Here is a 17,788-nt window from a genome sequence, read left to right as displayed (position 1 = left end):
GAGCGCGCCGGGAACTTGATTTGGAATTGCTATTGTTCATGGTGGTGCCGGAATCGCGGGCAGCAGGGTGCCCAGCCGATTGTCAAGACATCGGCACGCACCCTCTGACCGCGACAATTGATCCTGTTTGCGCGCCGGGGTCATTTCGACCCGACGCACCCCGTCCGGCTGACGAAAGTTCGGATTCCTTCGCAGCGTCGATCCGTTTCGCCCGCACTCTGGCAGGCCACGGCTTTATTGCAGCGTCGCCTCGTGTTTCATGGGGCCGCCGTAGTCGTTGAGCGTCGTGAATGAGACCTTGCCGGCAGCAGGGGTAGCCGACAGCGGCAGCGCAAGCTCGCCCCCAGGATCGACCATGCCGCCTTCGTCGAACTTCGCCGGATTCGGGCCTTCGCCGACGAGGGCCTCAATGATCGTGACGTGGTACGGCGTGGGATTCGAGACCAGCAGGGCCGGCTTGCCGTCATGCGTGCCGAGGCGCCATACGAGCTTGGCCGGTGCGTCGTCGGCCTTGCCTTGCAGGCCGGCCGGACGGAAGAAGAATTTCAGGCGCGAGCGGAACGCGAGCTGCACATAGTTCGCTCCAACCTCTGCCGCTGCGGGCTTGGGTGGGACTTCCAGCAAGTTGAACCACAGAAGGGTTTCGCGGTCGCTGGGCATCGCTTCACCGGTATAGGCAATGCGGATGGTCTGCGACTTGTCCGGATCGATGCGAGCAAGCGGCGGCGTCAGCACGAAAGGGAGATCGAGCTTGCTGGGGTCGACTTTCGGGTCGCCCTTGTCGAGCCACACCTGCGCGAGGGCGGGGGACTTACCGACATTCGAGAGCTTCAGCGTGACTTCGCTGTCCGTCGCGTTATAGACAACACGCGTACCGGCAATGACGACAGAAGCATGCGCCGAGAAGGGCAGCAGTGCGCCCAGTGCGAGCACGCTGGCGGTCATTGCGCTGCCAAGGAGTTTGCGGATATTCATAACGCTCAACCTGAAAAACGGACTTCGGTGAAATGGCGCCGCGAAGATCTCGCGGCGCCGCGCGCCAGGACATCGGCGCTCCCACAGCGAGTCAATGCCTGAAAGGACAGATAAGCAATCGCGTACAGGCCTCATCGGCTGTAGCGACACGCGGCGCGGATAACGCTGCGTGTGCTTAGTCATGCTAAAGAACGACGTAATGCAGCTTCGTCGTTCGGAGCATGTTGATTACTGATAGATCATCGAGTACGTGACATTGGTCGTCACGGTGCCAGCGGTCGCGCCACCGGCCGGGGACACGTATTGCGCCGCGTACTGCAGGCTTGCCGCGCCGCTCGTGATCGCGACGTTTTGTGCGTTTTGCGCGCCGTCGGCCTTGCTCACGTCGAGGACCTTACGCGTGCCGTTGTAGTCGACCAGCTGGACTTCAACCTTGGTGGCGGTGCCGTTGTTCAGCAGGTTGCCGTCGGCCAGCGTATTCGAGCCGTATTCCCAGAACGTGTGCACGTTACCCGTGGACGGCGTGCATGCGGTCAGCGCAATATTGAAACCCGTCGAGCCTGCCGTCGCACCTGCTGCGGACAGTGCCGAGGCAGCCAGCGTCGGCAGCGTGACCGTGAAGTTGGTGCCTTGACCATTGCCGCTGACGGTGCAGGTGTTCGCCGTCAGTTGACCGTTGATGGTCAGGACGCCGCCGTTGCTTGCGGGTGCAGCGTGCGCTGCTGAAGCAACGAGACCCATTGCCGCGACGATCAGGGGGAATGCGATTTTTTTCATTGAAGTGGTACTCCAGGGTGGTGACCGAGGTAGGTTGATGAACGACACATAGCGCATCGGACCTGAACATGCGTCCGCGCCGGCGACTTTTTGGTCTTGGCTGCCGGATCGCGAGGTTGAGCCGCTAAGGTTCCCAAAAGGGCAGACGAATTATTGAGTAATTACCTGTACGGGCTTATCGGACCAGTCCTAAAATCGAGTGCATTGTTTGCAAATTTGTTAGGGGGAGTCTAAGGAAGTCGTGCTTTTGACGAGCAGACTTGGGGGGCGCCGTCAGCTTATTTGCTGGCGACTGACGTCCAGGTGCTCCAGGTCAAGATGGATTGCGCAGAGATGATGGAGCCGACTGCCAAGGCGATGGCTTCGGTCTGGGATCGTTGAGTTGGCGGCGGCAGACGCGTGGCGTGTGGGTGCCGATCGGGTCGTTGGTGTCTGCGTGGCGCAGATAGGGACGCAGCGGCAGCGCGCATGTCGACGCGCGTCGCGAATGAAGCGACGCGCGAACGCCGCTTACCGGGAACCCGAGGCCGGGCCGTCTTTAGTCGGTGTGTTTGCCGGGCGCCTCACCGGCCGCATTAATCGACGCATCGGCCGAAGCATCCCCCGACGCCTCACCAGAACCCTCAGCACCGCTCGCCTCCGCCGCCGCCTCCGGCGCATCCACTTCCGGCACCTCCGGCACCGGAGCGGGCGCCGGACGGGGCAGCGGCGCCAGATAGCGCTCCGAAAGCGCCTCATAAAGCGCCGGGGCGAACATGCGCGACACGCGGCTCGCGATCAGCGCGGTGGCCATCAGCGAAATCACGAGCGCGTGGCCGTTGATCATCTCCATCACGATGACAAACGACGTGATCGGCGATTGCGTCACAGCCGCGAGATAGCCGACCATCGCGAGCGCGATCAGCATCGGCAGTTGCATCGAGCCGAACACCATGTGCAGCAGATTGCCGAAGCCCGCGCCAATCGACAGCGACGGCGCGAAGATGCCGCCCGGAATGCCGGGCAGGTACGAGCCGACCATCGAGATCATCTTGAGAAACGGATAGAACACGGAGAGCTGTTCATGTCCGTCGAGCAGGCCGCGCGCTTCCGCGTAGCCGCTGCCGAACGTGGTGCCGCCCGACACGATGCCGACCACCGCTATCACCAGGCCGCACAACGCCGCGAACACGACGGGCCGCTCGCCGTGCAAGCGGCGCAGCGGCGCGGGAATCCAGCGCGCGGTGTTCAGCAGCAGCCAGCCGAACACGCCGCCCGCAATGCCGGTGACGATGGCCGTCAGCAGCACCGCGAGCGCAAGCAGGTTCGGAAAGTGCGCGCCGATCTGAATCGTGCCGAAGTACGTGTAGTTGCCGTTCAGGCCGAGCGCAATCACGCCGGCGATGATGATCGCCGTAATCAGCACGCCGCTCGCGCGCGCTTCGAAACTGCGCGTCAGTTCCTCGATGGCGAACACGATGCCCGCAAGCGGCGTATTGAAAGCCGCCGACAAACCCGCCGCCGCGCCGGCCAGCACGAGTTGCCGCTCGATCAGCGCATTCGAGCGCGGATAAAGCCTGCGCAGATTGAACATGAGCGCCGCGCCCACTTGCACCGTCGGACCTTCGCGGCCGATCGTGAAGCCGCCGAGAATCGCCAGAAACGACACGGCGATCTTGCCGAGCAGGATGCGAAACGACAGCAGCCGCGCGCCATATTCGCCGGGCTTCGCATGAAGCGTGGCGATCACCTGCGGGATGCCGCTGCCCTCGGCGCCGCGGAAGAACTTGCGCGTCAGCCACACGGCGAGCGCGGCCACGGCGGGCGTGATGATGAGCGGCGCCCACACATGCTCGCGCTGCACCGCGCGGAATTCGTCATAACCCCAGTCGATCAGCCGCGCGTAAAGCACCGCGACGAGTCCGACCGCGATCGCGCCGAGCCAGAAAATGCCGTATTGACGCCAAAGGCGCTTGCCTCGACGCAGAATCCCGGAAGAAAGAAGAGGTTGCGCTCGTGGCATGAGTATCTGGGAGGCAAAGGGGAAAGTATAAAGCCCGCGGATGGCTCTAAAACGTATGAAAGCCTGCTGAAATAGAGTGAAAAGGCATGTTGTAAGGCGAGCGCTGCAGGACGCCGTTGTTAATCCGCTGGACGGCCTTTGCCCGGTTCAGCAAAGACTATTCCATTCGTCGGCCAACGCAGACTCTCGCCGCACAACAGGGCTCGGCGGCGGCTTGAGCGCAGTTGGCTTTGCCCGCGCAATCGTTTGCTCAAAAGAAAAGGGCGTCACGCGCAGAGTGCCTATGCGAACCGGCCCTGTCACGTGACGCCCTGAAACGCCCGCGTCGGGGAACGTCGGGCGAAGAGGATGCGGATTACACGCCGTGTTGCCGCATTACACGGTTGTTAAATCTGTCGCTTTTCGTTGGCCGTCACGCCGGTTGCGCGTGGGGCTCGCGCCGGTTCGTGCCGGTTCGTGCCACCAATGCGCCCACATGGGCCGGTTGCGAGCCGTGTGGCGGCGGGCTCGCTCTCATCTTTGCCAAGCCGCCGCGCAACGCCTGCAAGGCGGCGTCGGCGCTTGGCACATGCAAGTCAGTATAGGCGGTGTTTTCGTCGGTTGTTTCGAGAATGTCGGCGCTTGGTTGAAAGCGCTTCGCAAAGGCCGCCGGCGTCGGCGAACCTGTAACACCGGCGTGATCTTCCCTTACAACTGGCAACGTTCAGGCAGGCGCGCGTCGTGTTCAATCGAGTCATTCGGGGCTTGAGCTCGAATAATCTGATTCGACGGAGAACGACATGAAACGCTTGATCCTCACCCTGATCGCCGGCACCGTGCTCGCAAGCATGCTGGGCGGCTGCATCGTCGCTCCGGCGCCGGGCTATTACTACGGCGGTGGCGGTGGCGGCTATTACCACCATCACGGCTATTACTACCGTTGAGACCGCTGAGCCGACTCAACGGGCGGCCCGTCGCGAAGCACCCTCAGGCAAGAGCGCGGCGGACCGTCAGGCAATTAGCATTTCGAACGCGAGCACGGCCGTAATGGCAGCCGCGTTCGCCGCCAGCGCCTCGACGACAATGCCTTTCCAACTGGCCGGCTTGAAGCGCAGCGCGAGCAGCAACGAACACAGAAGCGCGAGCGCGATGATCATCACGACATCCGCATTGTGAAGATGGAAATTCATGCGGGCCTCCCTGCTTGCGATGGGGTTATTTGAATTCGAGTATAGGCAAGTCAAAAAGACGCGCAAGACAGAGGATTCACCCAGCGAAGCAAAGCAAAGCGCCGGAAGGCAGCCGCCTGAGCGATCAGCCGCCCAGGCTCGCCGCCTCGCGGGCCGCTCGCGTCACATCATCCGCGAGTCGCGCGTTTCGCGCATGCACAGCACGCCGATCATGCTGACGGCCGCGGCAATCGACACATACGCGCCGACCCACGGCAAGCCGCCGCGCGCGGCCAGCATTTGCGCGATGTACGGCGCCACCGACGCGCCCAGAATCCCGCCAAGGTTATACGACACGCCCGCGCCGGTATAACGCACGTTGGTCGGGAAAAGCTCGGGCAGGAGCGCGCCCATCGGCGCGAAGGTCACGCCCATCAGGAACAGTTCGATCACGAGGAACAGCAGCACGAGCGACGTTTGTCCGCTGCCGAGAAGCGGCGCCATCGTGAAGCCCGACAACACAGCCGCGACGATGCCGACGATCAGCACCGGCTTGCGGCCATAGCGGTCGCTTGCCCATGCCGACAGCGGCGTGGCGAGCGCCATGAACACAACGGCGACGCACAGCAGCCCGAGGAACGTCTGCCGCGGAATGTGCAGCACCGACACGCCATACGACAGCGAGAACGTCGTCGCGTTGTAGAACAGCGTGTAGCAGACCACCATCGCGAGCGCGCCGAGCAAGGTGGGCAGCCAATGCCGCGAGAGCAGCGTGGCGATCGGCACCTTCACGCGCTCCTGCCGCTCGATGGCGGCCTGGAAGGCCGGCGTCTCGGCGATCTTCAGACGCACGTAAAGGCCGAGCGCCACCAGCACCGCGCTGACGAGGAACGGCACGCGCCAGCCCCAGCTACGGAACTGCTCGTCGGTGAGCGACATCGCGAGCGCGAAGAAGAGGCCATTCGACGCGAGAAAGCCGATCGACGGCCCGAGTTGCGGGAACATGCCGAACCAGCCGCGCTTGCCGGCCGGCGCGTTTTCGGTGGCGAGCAGCGCCGCGCCGCCCCATTCTCCGCCGAGGCCGATGCCCTGGCCGAAGCGCAAGATGCACAGCAGGATCGGCGCAAGGCTGCCGATCGAGTCGTAGCCCGGCACGAAGCCGATCAGCGTCGTGGACACGCCCATCACGAGCAGCGAGGCGACGAGCGTCGACTTGCGGCCGATGCGGTCGCCGAAATGCCCGAACAGGAACGAGCCGATTGGCCTCGCGACGAAGGCAATGCCGAACGTGACGAAGGCGGACAACGCCTGCGCCGTCGCCGAGCCGTGCGGGAAAAACACCGGGCCGATGACGAGCGCCGCGGCGGTCGCATAGACATAGAAATCGTAGAACTCGATCGCGGTGCCGATGAAGCTCGCGAAGATGATCCGCGCACTGTTGGTCTGCCCGGCCGCATTGGGCTCGGCCGCGGAAATCGGCGATGTGGACATGCAGGGTCTCCATGTTTCGTGATGCCGGCTTGCGTGCGCCTGGCAGCGGCGCGGTCGACCGCGGTCAGTCGCGGACAGCGGCAAGATAAGTCGGCATCTTTGTTGAGGTGGTGGCGCGCTCGTGTCGATGATAGAGGCTCGCGCCGCACCGCGTGCAACACACGCCACAGCACGCCACGACATCAAGCACAAAGCGCTTGCACGGCGCGCGCGGATGGCGCGGCGCCGCCAGGATCGGCTGCTAGCACGCCCGCGGATGAGCGGGCGGCCTGAGCCGTGCCGGAGTGCTCCGGCGAGGGAATCGGAAAATTATAGCGAGCGCGGCGCTTGCGCAGCAAGGCGGCTGGCCGATCGGCCAGGCCGCGTTCAGTCGATGGTCAGCGCCTGTGGCGAGGCGAGCTCGCGCAACTGGAACTTGCCGTCGTCGTTGAAAAGCCAGTCTTCGAACAGTTCGAGCTGGCCGCGGCCGTTCAGCAGCTTGCCCGGCGGCAACGGCAGCGGCGACGCGCGCCGCAAGCTGGCGAGCGCGGTGCCTTCGGCTTCGTCGTCGCCATTCGTGCGATACACCGACGAGTCCACCACATGCCCGTTGCGATCGACGGTGAAGGACACCACGACGAGCGAGCGCAGCATCGCCTGAGGCTTGCCGCGCAGCACATACGAAGGATTGCGCTCGACGATGCGCCGCGCGACGGCCTCGCGATATTGATCGAGCGTCGCGCTGTTGACCGCGGCGGGCGGCGTCGGGACGACCGCGCGGGGCGGCGGCGTGATCGTGCAGCCGGCGGCGGCGAGTGCGAGCAACGCCGCGAGCGCCGTGCCGCGCCGCGTTGGCCATGATGACGAACCGCGGCAAGCGCCGCATTCAGTCAGAAGATGAAGGAAGCGCGTGCGGGTAAGCATGATGAACCACGAAAGAGAGCGGAACCTGTTTCGATGGTAGTCAAAAACCGCGCGGTTTCAATCCGCGTTCGCCCTTGCTGAGCACGCACGCGCGCATAAAAAAGGCGAACTCGCTAACGAGTTCGCCTTCGCAATCTGCCATGCATTTGCGCGCCGCAGAACGGCGCGCTCCGCGTTTTACTTCAACGCTTGCCGTGCCGCCTGAACCGCCGCCAGCACCTGCTCCGGCGCCGTGCCGCCCGGATGATTGCGGCTCGCGACCGAGCCTTCGAGCGTGAGATACGAGAACACGTCGTCGCCGATCAGATGCGCGACGTTCGGCAACTCGGCGCGCATTTCCTCGAGCGTGAGATCCGCGAGGTCGATGCCGCGATCCGCGCAGATCCGCACGGCGAGCGCAACGGCTTCGTGCGCGTCGCGAAACGCCAGGCCGCGCTTGACCAGATAGTCGGCGAGATCGGTTGCCGTCGAGAAGCCTTGCAACGCGGCGTCGCGCATCGCTTGCGGCTTCACCGAAATGCCCGCGACCATTTCAGCGAAGATGCGCAGCGTGTCGGCCACCGTATCGACGGTATCGAACAGCGGTTCCTTGTCTTCCTGATTGTCCTTGTTGTAAGCGAGCGGCTGGCCTTTCATCAGCGTGAGCAGCGCCATCAGATGGCCGTTCACGCGGCCGGTCTTGCCGCGCGCGAGTTCGGGCACGTCCGGGTTCTTCTTCTGCGGCATGATCGACGAACCGGTGCAGAAGCGGTCGGCCAGATCGATGAAGCCGACGCGCGGGCTCATCCACAGCACGAGTTCTTCTGAGAAGCGCGAGATGTGCGTCATCACGAGCGCCGACGCCGCCGTGAATTCGATCGCGAAGTCGCGGTCGGAGACGGCATCCAGCGAGTTCGCGCAGATGCCGTCGAAGCCGAGCGTTTTCGCGACCGCGTGACGGTCGATCGGATAGCTCGTGCCCGCGAGCGCCGCCGCGCCGAGCGGCAGGCGGTTCACGCGCTTGCGGCAGTCGAGCATGCGCTCGGCGTCGCGCGAAAACATTTCGACGTAGGCGAGCAGATGATGGCCGAACGTGACCGGCTGCGCGACCTGCAAGTGCGTGAAGCCGGGCATGATGGTCGACGCGTTTTTCTCCGCCATGTCGAGCAGCGCGGTGCGCAGTTCCGTCAGCAATCCGCCGATGCGGTCGATCTCGCCGCGCAGCCACAAGCGGATGTCGGTCGCGACCTGGTCGTTACGCGAGCGGCCCGTGTGCAGGCGCTTGCCGGCGTCGCCGATCAGCGCGGTCAGACGCGCCTCGATGTTCAGGTGCACGTCTTCCAGGTCGAGTTGCCACTCGAACTCGCCGCGCTCGATTTCGCCCTTGATCTGCGCCATGCCGCGTTGGATCGCGGCGAGGTCGTCGGCGGCGATGATCTTTTGCGCGGCCAGCATCGAGGCGTGCGCAAGCGACCCTTCGATGTCGACGAGCGCCAGACGCTTGTCGAAGAAAACCGACGACGTGTAGCGTTTGACGAGCTCCGACATCGGCTCCGAGAAGCGAGCCGACCAGGCTTCGCCTTTTTTGTGCAGTTGGGACGTCATGGTGTTGGGCAGTTATGCGGCGGTTAAAGTGGCGCTTAGTCGGTGCTTACCTGGCGGTTGAGCGAGCGGCGATAAGGCTGACGGCGCAGTGCACGCGGCATGACCGCGCGCAGCGTCGCCGAAGCGAAGAAAGACAGCGATTTTAACACTGGCGCGAGGCCTGGCCGACGATTGAACGGCCTGATGCTCGCCATTCATAGGAGCTGAAGCCGCCGGGCGACGCAACGTCATGCAACGCGCTGCAACCACAACCGCTCACTCCCGCACCAGCACCACCAGCTTCAAATCCTCGCGATGCGCAGGCTTGAACGTGATCTGATCGTAGACGAGCCGCCCGTCGCGCGGATGGTTGAATTCGCGCCGTCCACCTTCGCGGCCGCCGACGTCCTGCGACGCCCAGAAGCGCGCGAACGCGTCGCTTGCGGCGGTCAGCGAATCGATCAGCGCGCGCGTGGGCGCATCGTTCAGATGACGGATCGAATCCGCGCGAAACTCAGCCGCAAGCCGCCGCGCGCGCGTTTCCCAATCGACGATCAGTTCGCGCGCCGCCGCTTCCGTGAACGTATAGCGCAGCAGATTGCGGTCGTGCGCGCCGTCGAGCCAGCCGACGAAAAGCTCCGCCGCGCGCTCGTTCCACGCCAGCGCATTCCATTGACGGTCCAGCACGTAGGCCGGCGCGTTCACCAGTTGCACGGTTTCGAGCAGCGTGGCGGGCGCGTCGGCGGCGGCCGGATCGGGTTCGGCCGGATCGCGCTGCGCCGCCAGTTCGAACAGATACGCGCGCTCGGCGCGCGACAGTTGCAACGCGACGGCAATGCGCGCGAGCGCATCGGCGGAAGCGGAAACCGGACGGCCTTGCTCGATCCACGTGTACCAGGTCGGACTCACGCCGCACAGTTGCGCGACTTCCTCGCGGCGCAAGCCCGGCGTGCGGCGGCGCGGGCCGGGCGGCAGGCCGACCGCTTGCGGCGACAGCCGTTCGCGATGCGCGCGGATAAAGTCGCCGAGCGCGCGGGCGGGCGTGGCGTCGAGCGGCGGCGGCTGGTCGGCGGAAGAGGGCGGGGTCATTCGGTTCTTGCTGAGCGTGAGGAGGGTGGCGGGGTGGTGTTATAGATACCAGAATAATTGCTTAACTTGTACCGGTACACGGCGGGCTCTATTGTAGCGGCGTAGCGACTCGAACGGCAGGCCGCGCTGCCCGCGCGCTACACGCGGATTCACACGACACGACATCCCACGCTGACAACCGGAGCTATCCATGAAGCATCACGATCAGGTCGCCGACGCCTTTGGCTCGACCGCCGCCGCTTATTTGACGAGTCCGACGCATGCCACCGGCGCCGATCTGCGCACGCTGGCCGAAGCGGTCGCCGCGACGCCGGGCGCGACGGTGCTGGACATGGGTTGCGGCGCGGGCCACGCGAGCTTCGCCGTCGCGCCGCATGCGCAAGAGGTGGTCGCCTACGACATCGCCGCGCCGATGCTCGCGATCGTCGAAAGCGCGGCGAAGGAGCGCGGTCTCGCGAATATCCGCACGCAGCAAGGCGCCGCCGAAAAACTGCCGTTCGGCGATCACACCTTCGACTGGGTCGTGAGCCGCATGAGCGCGCATCACTGGCACGACGTGGCGCCCGCGCTTGCCGAAGTGCGGCGCGTGCTGAAGCCGGGCGGCAGGGTGCTGTTCATCGACATTGCGGGCATCGATCATCCGCTGCTCGATACGCACATTCAGGCAATCGAACTGTTGCGCGACGGTTCGCACATTCGCGATTACCGCGCCGACGAATGGATCGCGATGTTCGAAGCCGCGGGCTTCAAGGCGTCGATTCGCGAGCGCTGGCGTATCGACCTCGAATTCAGTTCGTGGATCGCGCGCATGCGCACGCCGGAGCCGCGTGTCGTGGCGATTCAGTCGCTGTGGCGCGGTTCGCCGGATGAGGTGCGGCAGTACTTCGACGTAAAGGAAGATGGCTCGTTCAAGCTCGATGCGTTGATGATCGACGCGAGTTAAGCGCGGCACGATCGCTTGCAGAAAAAACTAAAGCCGGACGCGACCACAATCGATCGACGCCCGGCTTTATTTCAACCGCACGGCAGCAACGTTCTCAATTCTCAAACGTCGCCGCGCACCTTCAGCCCGTATTCCGCAGGCCCGCCGCAATCCCGTTGATCGTCAAATGAATCCCGCGCCGCACGCGCGCGTTGGTATCGCCCGAGCGATGGCGTTTGAGCAATTCCACCTGCAAGTGATTGAGCGGATCGAGATACGGAAAACGGTTCTTGATCGAGCGCGCGAGCAGCGGATTTTCCGCGAGCCGCTCGCTCTTGCCGGTGATCTCCGACAACACCTTCGAGGTGCGCTCCCATTCCGCGACGATCCGCTCGAACACATGCTTGCGCAGCTTCTTGTCGGACACCAGCGCCGCGTAGCGCGAGGCCACCGCGAGGTCGGTCTTGGCGAGCACCATGTCCATGTTCGACAGCAGCGTCGAGAAGAACGGCCAGCTCTTGTGCATCTTCTTGAGCAGCGCAAGACGGCGCCCACGTTCGGCGTCGCTCGGCGCGCCGTCGAGAAACGCGGCGACCGCGCTGCCGAAGCCGTACCAGCCCGTCAGCAGCAGCCGGCATTGGCCCCACGAAAAGCCCCACGGAATCGCGCGCAAATCTTCGATCTTGCGTTGCTTCGGGTCTTGCAATTTGCGCGACGCCGGACGGCTGCCGATGTTCAGCTCCGCGATCTCCGAGATCGGCGTCGACTCGAAGAAATACTCCTTGAAGCCGGGCGTTTCGTACACGAGCGCGCGATACGACGCCATCGCCGCGTCGGACAATTGCTGCATCGTTTGCTCGAATGCAGGCAGTTCGGCGGGCGCATTGCCGTGCGGCAGCAGCGACGCTTCGAGCGTCGCCGCCACCACCGTTTCCAGATTGCGCCGGCCGATGTCCGGGTTGCCGAACTTGCTCGCGATCACTTCGCCTTGCTCGGTCAAACGGATCTGGCCGTCGACGGTGCCAGGCGGCTGCGACAGAATCGCCTGATAGGTCGGGCCGCCGCCACGGCCGACGGTGCCGCCGCGTCCGTGGAAAAGGCGCAGCGTGATGGCGCGTTCGTTAAAGAGCGACACGAGCGCGAGTTCGGCGCGGTACAACTCCCAGTTCGACGTGAGGAAGCCGCCGTCCTTGTTGCTGTCCGAATAGCCGAGCATCACTTCCTGCTCGTTGCCCTGATGTTCGATGATCGAATCGACGCCCGGCAGCGCAAGCAGATCGCGCATGATGTGCGGCGCGTTGCGCAAGTCGGGAATCGTCTCGAAGAGCGGAATCACCATCAGCGCCGCTTTGGCCGGATCGTTCGCGTCACCGAGCCGCCCTTGCAGCAGGCCGGTTTCTTTTTGCAGCAGCATCACTTCGACGAGATCGCTGACCGTCTCCGTGTGCGAAATGATGTAGTTGCGCACCGCGCGCGCACCGAATTTCTCGCGCGTGACGCGGGCTTGCTCCAGCACGCCGAGTTCGCTTTTCACGAGGTCCGAGTAGTCGGCATACGGCAGGCGCAACGGACGCGGCTGCGCGAGTTCCGTGAGCAGCACGTCGAGCTTCTCGCTTTCTTCGAGCGCCGCGTAGTCGTCGTGGACGCCCGCGCGCTTGAACAGCTCCGCGATCACTGCTTCGTGGATGTCCGAGCTCTGACGCAAGTCGATGCTTGCAAGGTGGAAGCCGAACACTTCGGCCGCGCGCGCCAGCGGCGCGAGACGCGGCGCGGCGAGCGGCGCACCGTGATGTTCGGCGAGCGAATCGATCAGCACATGCAGGTCGCGCGCGAATTCGGCGGCGTCGTCATAAGGCGTGGCGCGAATCGGCGCCGCGCCGCGTCCCGCGCTGCGCAGCGGCACGCTGCCTTCGCCGAGACGCACGCGCGCGCTTGCCGCGAGTCGCGTGTACATGCCGATCAGCGCGCGCCGGTACGGCTCGTCCGTGCGATGCGGCGAACGGTCCGGCGAGCTTTCCGCAAGCGCTTTGAGTTCGTCGCTCGCGCCGGCGAGCAGATTCGACACCGACAGTTCCGCGCCGAGCTTGTGCACCTGCTCCAGATAGTGTTCGAAGATGACCTCGGCCTGGCGCGAGATCGCGTGCTCGAGCGTTTCGGCCGTGACGTTCGGATTGCCGTCGCGATCGCCGCCGATCCAGCTACCCATCTGGAAGAACGGCGGCAGGCGCGCTTCGAGACCGTGCTCCTTCAGCGCTTCTTCGACATCGGCGTAGAGCGCGGGAATTTCCTCAAGGAAGGTCGCGCGGTAGTACGACAGCGCGTTCTCGATTTCGTCCGCGACGGTCAGCCGCGAGTCGCGCAGCATGCGCGTTTGCCATAGCGACGTGACGCGTGCGCGCAGCATCGTTTCGTTGTGCGCGCGTTCGCGGTCGGTCAACTGCTGGTCGCGTTCGGCGAGCAGGCGCGCGACGTCGTGCTCCGCATCGAGAATGCTCTTGCGCTGCACTTCAGTCGGGTGCGCGGTGAGGACGGGCACGATCAGCGCGTTGTTGAAAAACTGCTGCAACACCGGCGTTGCTGCGGCGCCCGCTTCGACGAGCCGCTCCAGCGCATAGGCGATGCTGCCCGGCTGCGGAGCCGAGCCCGCCAGCGCGTGAATACGATGGCGGCGGTTGCGGTGACGGTCCTCGGCGATATTCGCGAGGTGCGAGAAGTAGCTGAACGCGCGCACCACGCTGACCGTTTGCTCAGGGCTCAGCGAGCGCAGTTTCTTGTCGAGCGTTTGCGCGGCGGCGTTATCGTCCTCGCGACGAAAACGCACGGCCGTCTGCCGGATCGTTTCGACGACGTCGAACACCGCGTCGCCTTCCTGTTCGCGCAGCACGTCGCCGAGCAGGCGGCCGAGATAGCGGATGTCCTGGAAGAGCGGATGATCCTTGTCGTCGCGCGTGCGGCCGTTGGTTTTCGGCGCGGCGATGACGATGCTTTCCGAGGACACGGCTTGCAGGTTCGCCGCGTTGTCTTTGTCTTTGTCTTTGTCGTTGGCGTCGGCTTTGTTCTTCGCCTTCGCGTTCGCTTTGCCGTTCTTCATCGCGGAGGCGGCCTCGTTCGCTTTGCCAGCCTTCGATGTCTTCACGGTCTTTTCCGCTTTGACGGGCACGGAGGTTTTCTCGGCCTTGATGGCTTTGGCGGCGTTCGCGGCGGTGGCGGCCTTCGCGGCTTTCGCAGGCTTAGCGCCAGTCGTCGCGCCTTTGGCTTTGGCCGGTTGCGTGGCGTGTGCGTCCGCGGCGGACGAGGCGGAAGCCGTCGACGCGTCGACGTCGGCAGTGGAAGCGTTGGGCGATGCAGTGTTGCGGCGGGCGGAGCGCGCCGATCCGGAAGACGTCACGATGGGTTTCCTCAGGGAAGCCAGGGTCTATTAAGTGATGAACTGCTACTGCGGAACTCGAACTGCACTGAAACGGCAACGTGAACTGCATGAAGCGGTATGCACCGATGGCGATACGCCGGAGAGGATGGCCGCGCGCGGCGAGGTCCGCATACGGCGCATGTTGCGCCGCATTGAATCATCGCGCATGCGGCGCCGCGATGCGCGAACGACCGTGCGTGAAGAGCTTGCTGCGAAGTCAAACGCGCCACAGCCGCAAGTCGCACGCATTTCGCACGCACAACGCGCTGGACAGCCGCGCATGGCGCGACGCCCGTCTCCTCCATCGATACCGCGTCGGCACGGCGCCCCTTCGACCTCTACTCGAGCCTTGATCCGTAAGGGCGGCAGGCGGGCGAACCGAGGGGGAGAACGCAGGAGCGCGTGCTAACATTCCTTGTTATTCCATCCCGTCATTCAATCGACAAGCTAATGAACACCGAGACGTTTGCCGCGCCACCCCACACGCTTGTGATTGCTTCGCGAGAGAGCCGCCTTGCGATGTGGCAGGCGGAGCATGTGCGATGTGCGCTGCACAAATTATATCCATCTTGCGACGTAAAAATCCTCGGAATGACGACACGGGGCGATCAGATTCTCGATCGTACGCTGTCGAAGGTGGGTGGTAAGGGCCTCTTCGTCAAGGAACTGGAAGCCGCGCTCGCCGATGGCCGCGCCGACCTCGCCGTGCATTCGCTGAAAGACGTGCCGATGGAATTGCCCGCGGGCTTTGCACTATCCACGATCATGGAGCGTGAAGACCCGCGCGACGCGCTCGTCTCGAACGATTACGACTCGCTCGCCGCGCTGCCGGCCGGCGCCGTGGTCGGCACCTCGAGCCTGCGCCGCGAAGCGATGCTGCGCATGCGCTATCCGCATCTCGAAGTGCGGCCGCTGCGCGGCAATCTGGACACGCGTCTCGCCAAGCTCGACCGCGGCGATTACGCGGCGATCATTCTCGCGGCGGCGGGGTTGAAGCGCCTCGGTCTCGAAGGCCGCATCCGCGCGCTGCTCGATCCGGAAGACAGCTTGCCCGCCGCCGGGCAGGGCGCACTCGGCATCGAGATTCGCTCCGACCGCGCGGAACTCGCGGCGTGGCTCGCGCCGCTGCATCACGAACACACGGCTGCGGCCGTCGAGGCGGAACGCATGGTGTCGCGCGTGCTCGGCGGCAGTTGCGAAGTGCCGCTCGCCGCGTACGCGACATGGCATGACGGCGCGCTGCATCTGCGCGGCATCGTCGCCACGCCCGACGGTCAACGCGTGCTGAGCGCGCAGGCGTCGGCCCCCGCGCCGACCACCGAGCGCGCCATCGCATTGGGCCGCGAAGTGGCGAACGCGCTCGAACAGCAAGGCGCGATGGACATCGTCCGTGCGTTGAGCACGGCGAGCGCCGTGGATGGCGCCGCGGCATCGTCCGGCAACGGCGCGGCGAACAGCGCGGTATCCGGCGACTGATGGCCGCCCATACCGACACATCGGGCAACGCGTCGGCGTCATCGCCGGCTGCCGGCAAGGCGGCGTTCACGGTCGTCATTACGCGACCGGCCGGTCAGTCGAACGAACTGATTGAGCGGCTTGCCGCGGCCGGTGCCGTCACGCTCGACTTTCCGCTGATCGACATCGCCCCCGTCGAAGACGACGCGCCGTTGCGCGCCGCGCTCGGCTCGCTCGAACGTTATGCGCTCGTCGTATTCGTGTCGCCGAACGCAATCGATCACGCGTTCGCCCGAAGCGGCGCGATCTGGCCGCATGCATTGCCGGTCGGCGTGGTCGGGCCGGGCAGTGTGCGCGCGCTCGCGCGTCACGGCGTGAATGCGCCGGCGCACCAGGTCATCAGCCCGGCGTCGGACGCCGACGAAGACAACGGCCGCTTTGATTCCGAAGGCCTCTTCGCCGCGATCGACGCGGCGCTCGGCGAGGCGAATCTCGAAGGCAAGCGCGTGCTGATCGTGCGCGGCGACGGCGGCCGCGAGTGGCTCGCCGACCGCCTGCGCGAAGCCGGCGCCGAAGTCGAAACGGTCGCCGCGTATCGGCGCCTCGTGCCCGAGCCGTCTATCGCGGCGTGGGCGCGCGTGCATCGACTGCTGGCGGGCGAACCGCACGCATGGCTTCTGACGAGTTCCGAAGGCGTGCGCAACTTGCACGAACTCGCGCAAGAACATCTCACCGCCGACGAAATCGCGCAGCTCAAGCGCGCGCCGATCGTCGCGCCGCATCCCCGTATCGCGCAGACCGCGCGGGCATTGGGTTTTGATAGGATTACGGTGTCCGGCGCGGGCGACGAGCGCATCGCCCAAGCCTTGCTCGCCGCCCTGCCGACCGTAGTTCAACCGGTATCGTCCAATCCGGCTCATTCACCGGCTCAATCACGCATGACTGAAACGAACGCATCCACGAACGCTTCACCCCAGCCGGCCGCGACCGCAAGCTTGCCGCCGAACCAACCCTTCACGCCCTACGAAGCGCAAAAGCGCCGCAGCGCGAGCGGACCGCTGTTGTGGTTTGTCGTCGTGGTTCTGGCTTGCGCCGCGGGCGTGGGCGGCTATGCGCTCAACCGCAAGCTGGAGCGCACCGAGCAGCAGCTTACGCAACGTCAGCAGGCGAACGACACGCAAGCCAACGAATTGCGCATCAAGACCGAGCAGGCGCTCGCGACGGTGCGTCAGTCGGACTCGCAGGTCGCGCAACTGGAAGGCAAGCTCGCCGACGCGCAGGCCGGGCAGCAGGCGCTGCAACAGCAATACGCGGATCTCGCGCGCAATCGCGACGACTGGACGCTCGCCGAAGTGGGTCAGATGCTGTCGGCCGCGAGCCAGCAGTTGCAGTTGACCGGCAACACGCAGCTTGCGCTCTTCGCGCTGCAAAGCGCCGACACGCGGCTCGCCGCGTCGGACAGCACGCAGGCGGTTGCGGTGCGCAAGGCGATTGCGCAGGACATCGACAAGCTGAAGGCCGCGCCTTCCACCGACCTCACCGGTCTCGCGATCAAGCTCGACAACGCGGTCGATCAGATCGACAGTCTGCCGCTTTCCGGCGAGGCGCCGATCGCGCATGCGACGCCGCAAGCGGCGACGTGGGCCGACACGGCAAAGGTCGCGGCGGCCACTGGCGAGCCGCGCTGGAAAGTGTGGTGGCGCGAGGTGACGACCGGCATCGGCCAGCAGTTGACGAGTCTCGTGCAGGTGCGCCGCATCGACAACGCGGACGCGATGATGGTCGCGCCCGATCAGGGCTACTTCGTGCGTGAGAACGTGAAGCTGCGTCTGTTGTCCGCGCGGCTCGCGCTGTTGTCGCGCAACCAGACCACGCTCAAGTCCGACCTGCAGGCGGCGCAAACGGCGCTGACGCGCTACTTCGATGCGTCGTCGAAGAAAACGCAAAACGTGGCCGATCTCGTCAAGCAGGTGGAAGCCGGTTCGGCCGCCGTCGAATTGCCGAATCTGAACACGAGTCTGCAGGCGGTCAATCAATACCGGAGCCGAGGTTAA

At 64.9% G+C, this 17,788-nt stretch carries 13 protein-coding genes; 4 read left to right on the top strand and 9 right to left on the bottom strand.

Annotation, left to right across the window (positions count from 1 at the left end):
* Window positions 1-234 precede the first annotated feature (234 nt).
* From BGRAMDRAFT_RS09430 to BGRAMDRAFT_RS09420, 3 genes are all read right to left on the bottom strand, one after another.
* On the bottom strand, window positions 235-975 hold the full coding sequence (locus BGRAMDRAFT_RS09430; protein WP_006048485.1) for a fimbria/pilus periplasmic chaperone: 741 nt from the start codon (window positions 973-975) through the stop codon (window positions 235-237).
* Between the two features lie 228 nt (window positions 976-1,203).
* Window positions 1,204-1,752, bottom strand: a complete 549-nt coding sequence (locus BGRAMDRAFT_RS09425; protein ID WP_006048484.1) for a fimbrial protein — start codon at window positions 1,750-1,752, stop codon at window positions 1,204-1,206.
* A gap of 538 nt (window positions 1,753-2,290) precedes the next feature.
* A complete protein-coding gene (locus BGRAMDRAFT_RS09420; protein ID WP_006048483.1) occupies window positions 2,291-3,754 on the bottom strand; it encodes a chloride channel protein in 1,464 nt (487 codons plus the stop codon).
* A gap of 779 nt (window positions 3,755-4,533) precedes the next feature.
* On the opposite strand from BGRAMDRAFT_RS09420, the gene BGRAMDRAFT_RS34950 reads away from it, so the two are divergent.
* Entirely contained in the window at window positions 4,534-4,677 is a 144-nt protein-coding gene (locus BGRAMDRAFT_RS34950) for a hypothetical protein (RefSeq protein ID WP_006048482.1), read from the top strand.
* 66 nt (window positions 4,678-4,743) lie between these two features.
* Here BGRAMDRAFT_RS34950 and BGRAMDRAFT_RS09415 read toward each other — a convergent pair whose 3' ends face one another.
* The 5 genes from BGRAMDRAFT_RS09415 to BGRAMDRAFT_RS09395 all read right to left on the bottom strand — a co-directional run bounded on the left by BGRAMDRAFT_RS09415 (window position 4,744) and on the right by BGRAMDRAFT_RS09395 (window position 9,948).
* Window positions 4,744-4,923, bottom strand: a complete 180-nt coding sequence (locus tag BGRAMDRAFT_RS09415; RefSeq protein ID WP_006048481.1) for a hypothetical protein — start codon at window positions 4,921-4,923, stop codon at window positions 4,744-4,746.
* Between the two features lie 162 nt (window positions 4,924-5,085).
* A complete protein-coding gene (locus BGRAMDRAFT_RS09410; protein ID WP_006048480.1) occupies window positions 5,086-6,393 on the bottom strand; it encodes an MFS transporter in 1,308 nt (435 codons plus the stop codon).
* Between the two features lie 366 nt (window positions 6,394-6,759).
* Entirely contained in the window at window positions 6,760-7,296 is a 537-nt protein-coding gene (locus BGRAMDRAFT_RS09405; protein ID WP_006048479.1) for an energy transducer TonB family protein, read from the bottom strand.
* 177 nt (window positions 7,297-7,473) lie between these two features.
* On the bottom strand, window positions 7,474-8,880 hold the full coding sequence (gene argH / locus BGRAMDRAFT_RS09400) for an argininosuccinate lyase (RefSeq protein ID WP_006048478.1): 1,407 nt from the start codon (window positions 8,878-8,880) through the stop codon (window positions 7,474-7,476).
* Window positions 8,881-9,135: 255 nt separating this feature from the next.
* Window positions 9,136-9,948: a helix-turn-helix transcriptional regulator gene (locus tag BGRAMDRAFT_RS09395; RefSeq protein WP_006048477.1), complete on the bottom strand. Its 813-nt coding sequence runs from the start codon at window positions 9,946-9,948 to the stop codon at window positions 9,136-9,138.
* Between the two features lie 190 nt (window positions 9,949-10,138).
* Here BGRAMDRAFT_RS09395 and BGRAMDRAFT_RS09390 point away from each other — a divergent pair, with 190 nt between their 5' ends.
* Window positions 10,139-10,891, top strand: coding sequence for a class I SAM-dependent methyltransferase (locus tag BGRAMDRAFT_RS09390; protein WP_006048476.1), 753 nt, complete (start codon window positions 10,139-10,141; stop codon window positions 10,889-10,891).
* 121 nt (window positions 10,892-11,012) lie between these two features.
* On the opposite strand, the gene ppc is transcribed toward BGRAMDRAFT_RS09390, so the two are convergent.
* Window positions 11,013-14,258 (bottom strand): phosphoenolpyruvate carboxylase, encoded by a 3,246-nt coding sequence (gene ppc, locus BGRAMDRAFT_RS09385; RefSeq protein WP_006048475.1) that lies wholly within the window; start codon window positions 14,256-14,258, stop codon window positions 11,013-11,015.
* A 471-nt stretch (window positions 14,259-14,729) separates the two neighbouring features.
* On the opposite strand from ppc, the gene hemC reads away from it, so the two are divergent.
* Together hemC and hemDX are read left to right on the top strand one after the other, a co-directional pair.
* Window positions 14,730-15,755, top strand: coding sequence for a hydroxymethylbilane synthase (hemC, locus tag BGRAMDRAFT_RS09380; protein WP_044020682.1), 1,026 nt, complete (start codon window positions 14,730-14,732; stop codon window positions 15,753-15,755).
* Window positions 15,755-17,788 (top strand): fused uroporphyrinogen-III synthase HemD/membrane protein HemX, encoded by a 2,034-nt coding sequence (gene hemDX / locus BGRAMDRAFT_RS09375; protein ID WP_006048473.1) that lies wholly within the window; start codon window positions 15,755-15,757, stop codon window positions 17,786-17,788. The genes hemC and hemDX overlap by 1 nt, the downstream gene beginning before the upstream one ends.

It is taken from the genome of Paraburkholderia graminis C4D1M (assembly GCF_000172415.1).
In the GTDB taxonomy this organism is placed as follows: Bacteria; Pseudomonadota; Gammaproteobacteria; order Burkholderiales; family Burkholderiaceae; genus Paraburkholderia; species Paraburkholderia graminis.
Note: the sequence above shows the minus strand (reverse complement) of the source record. Positions and strands in the feature narration are given on the sequence as shown.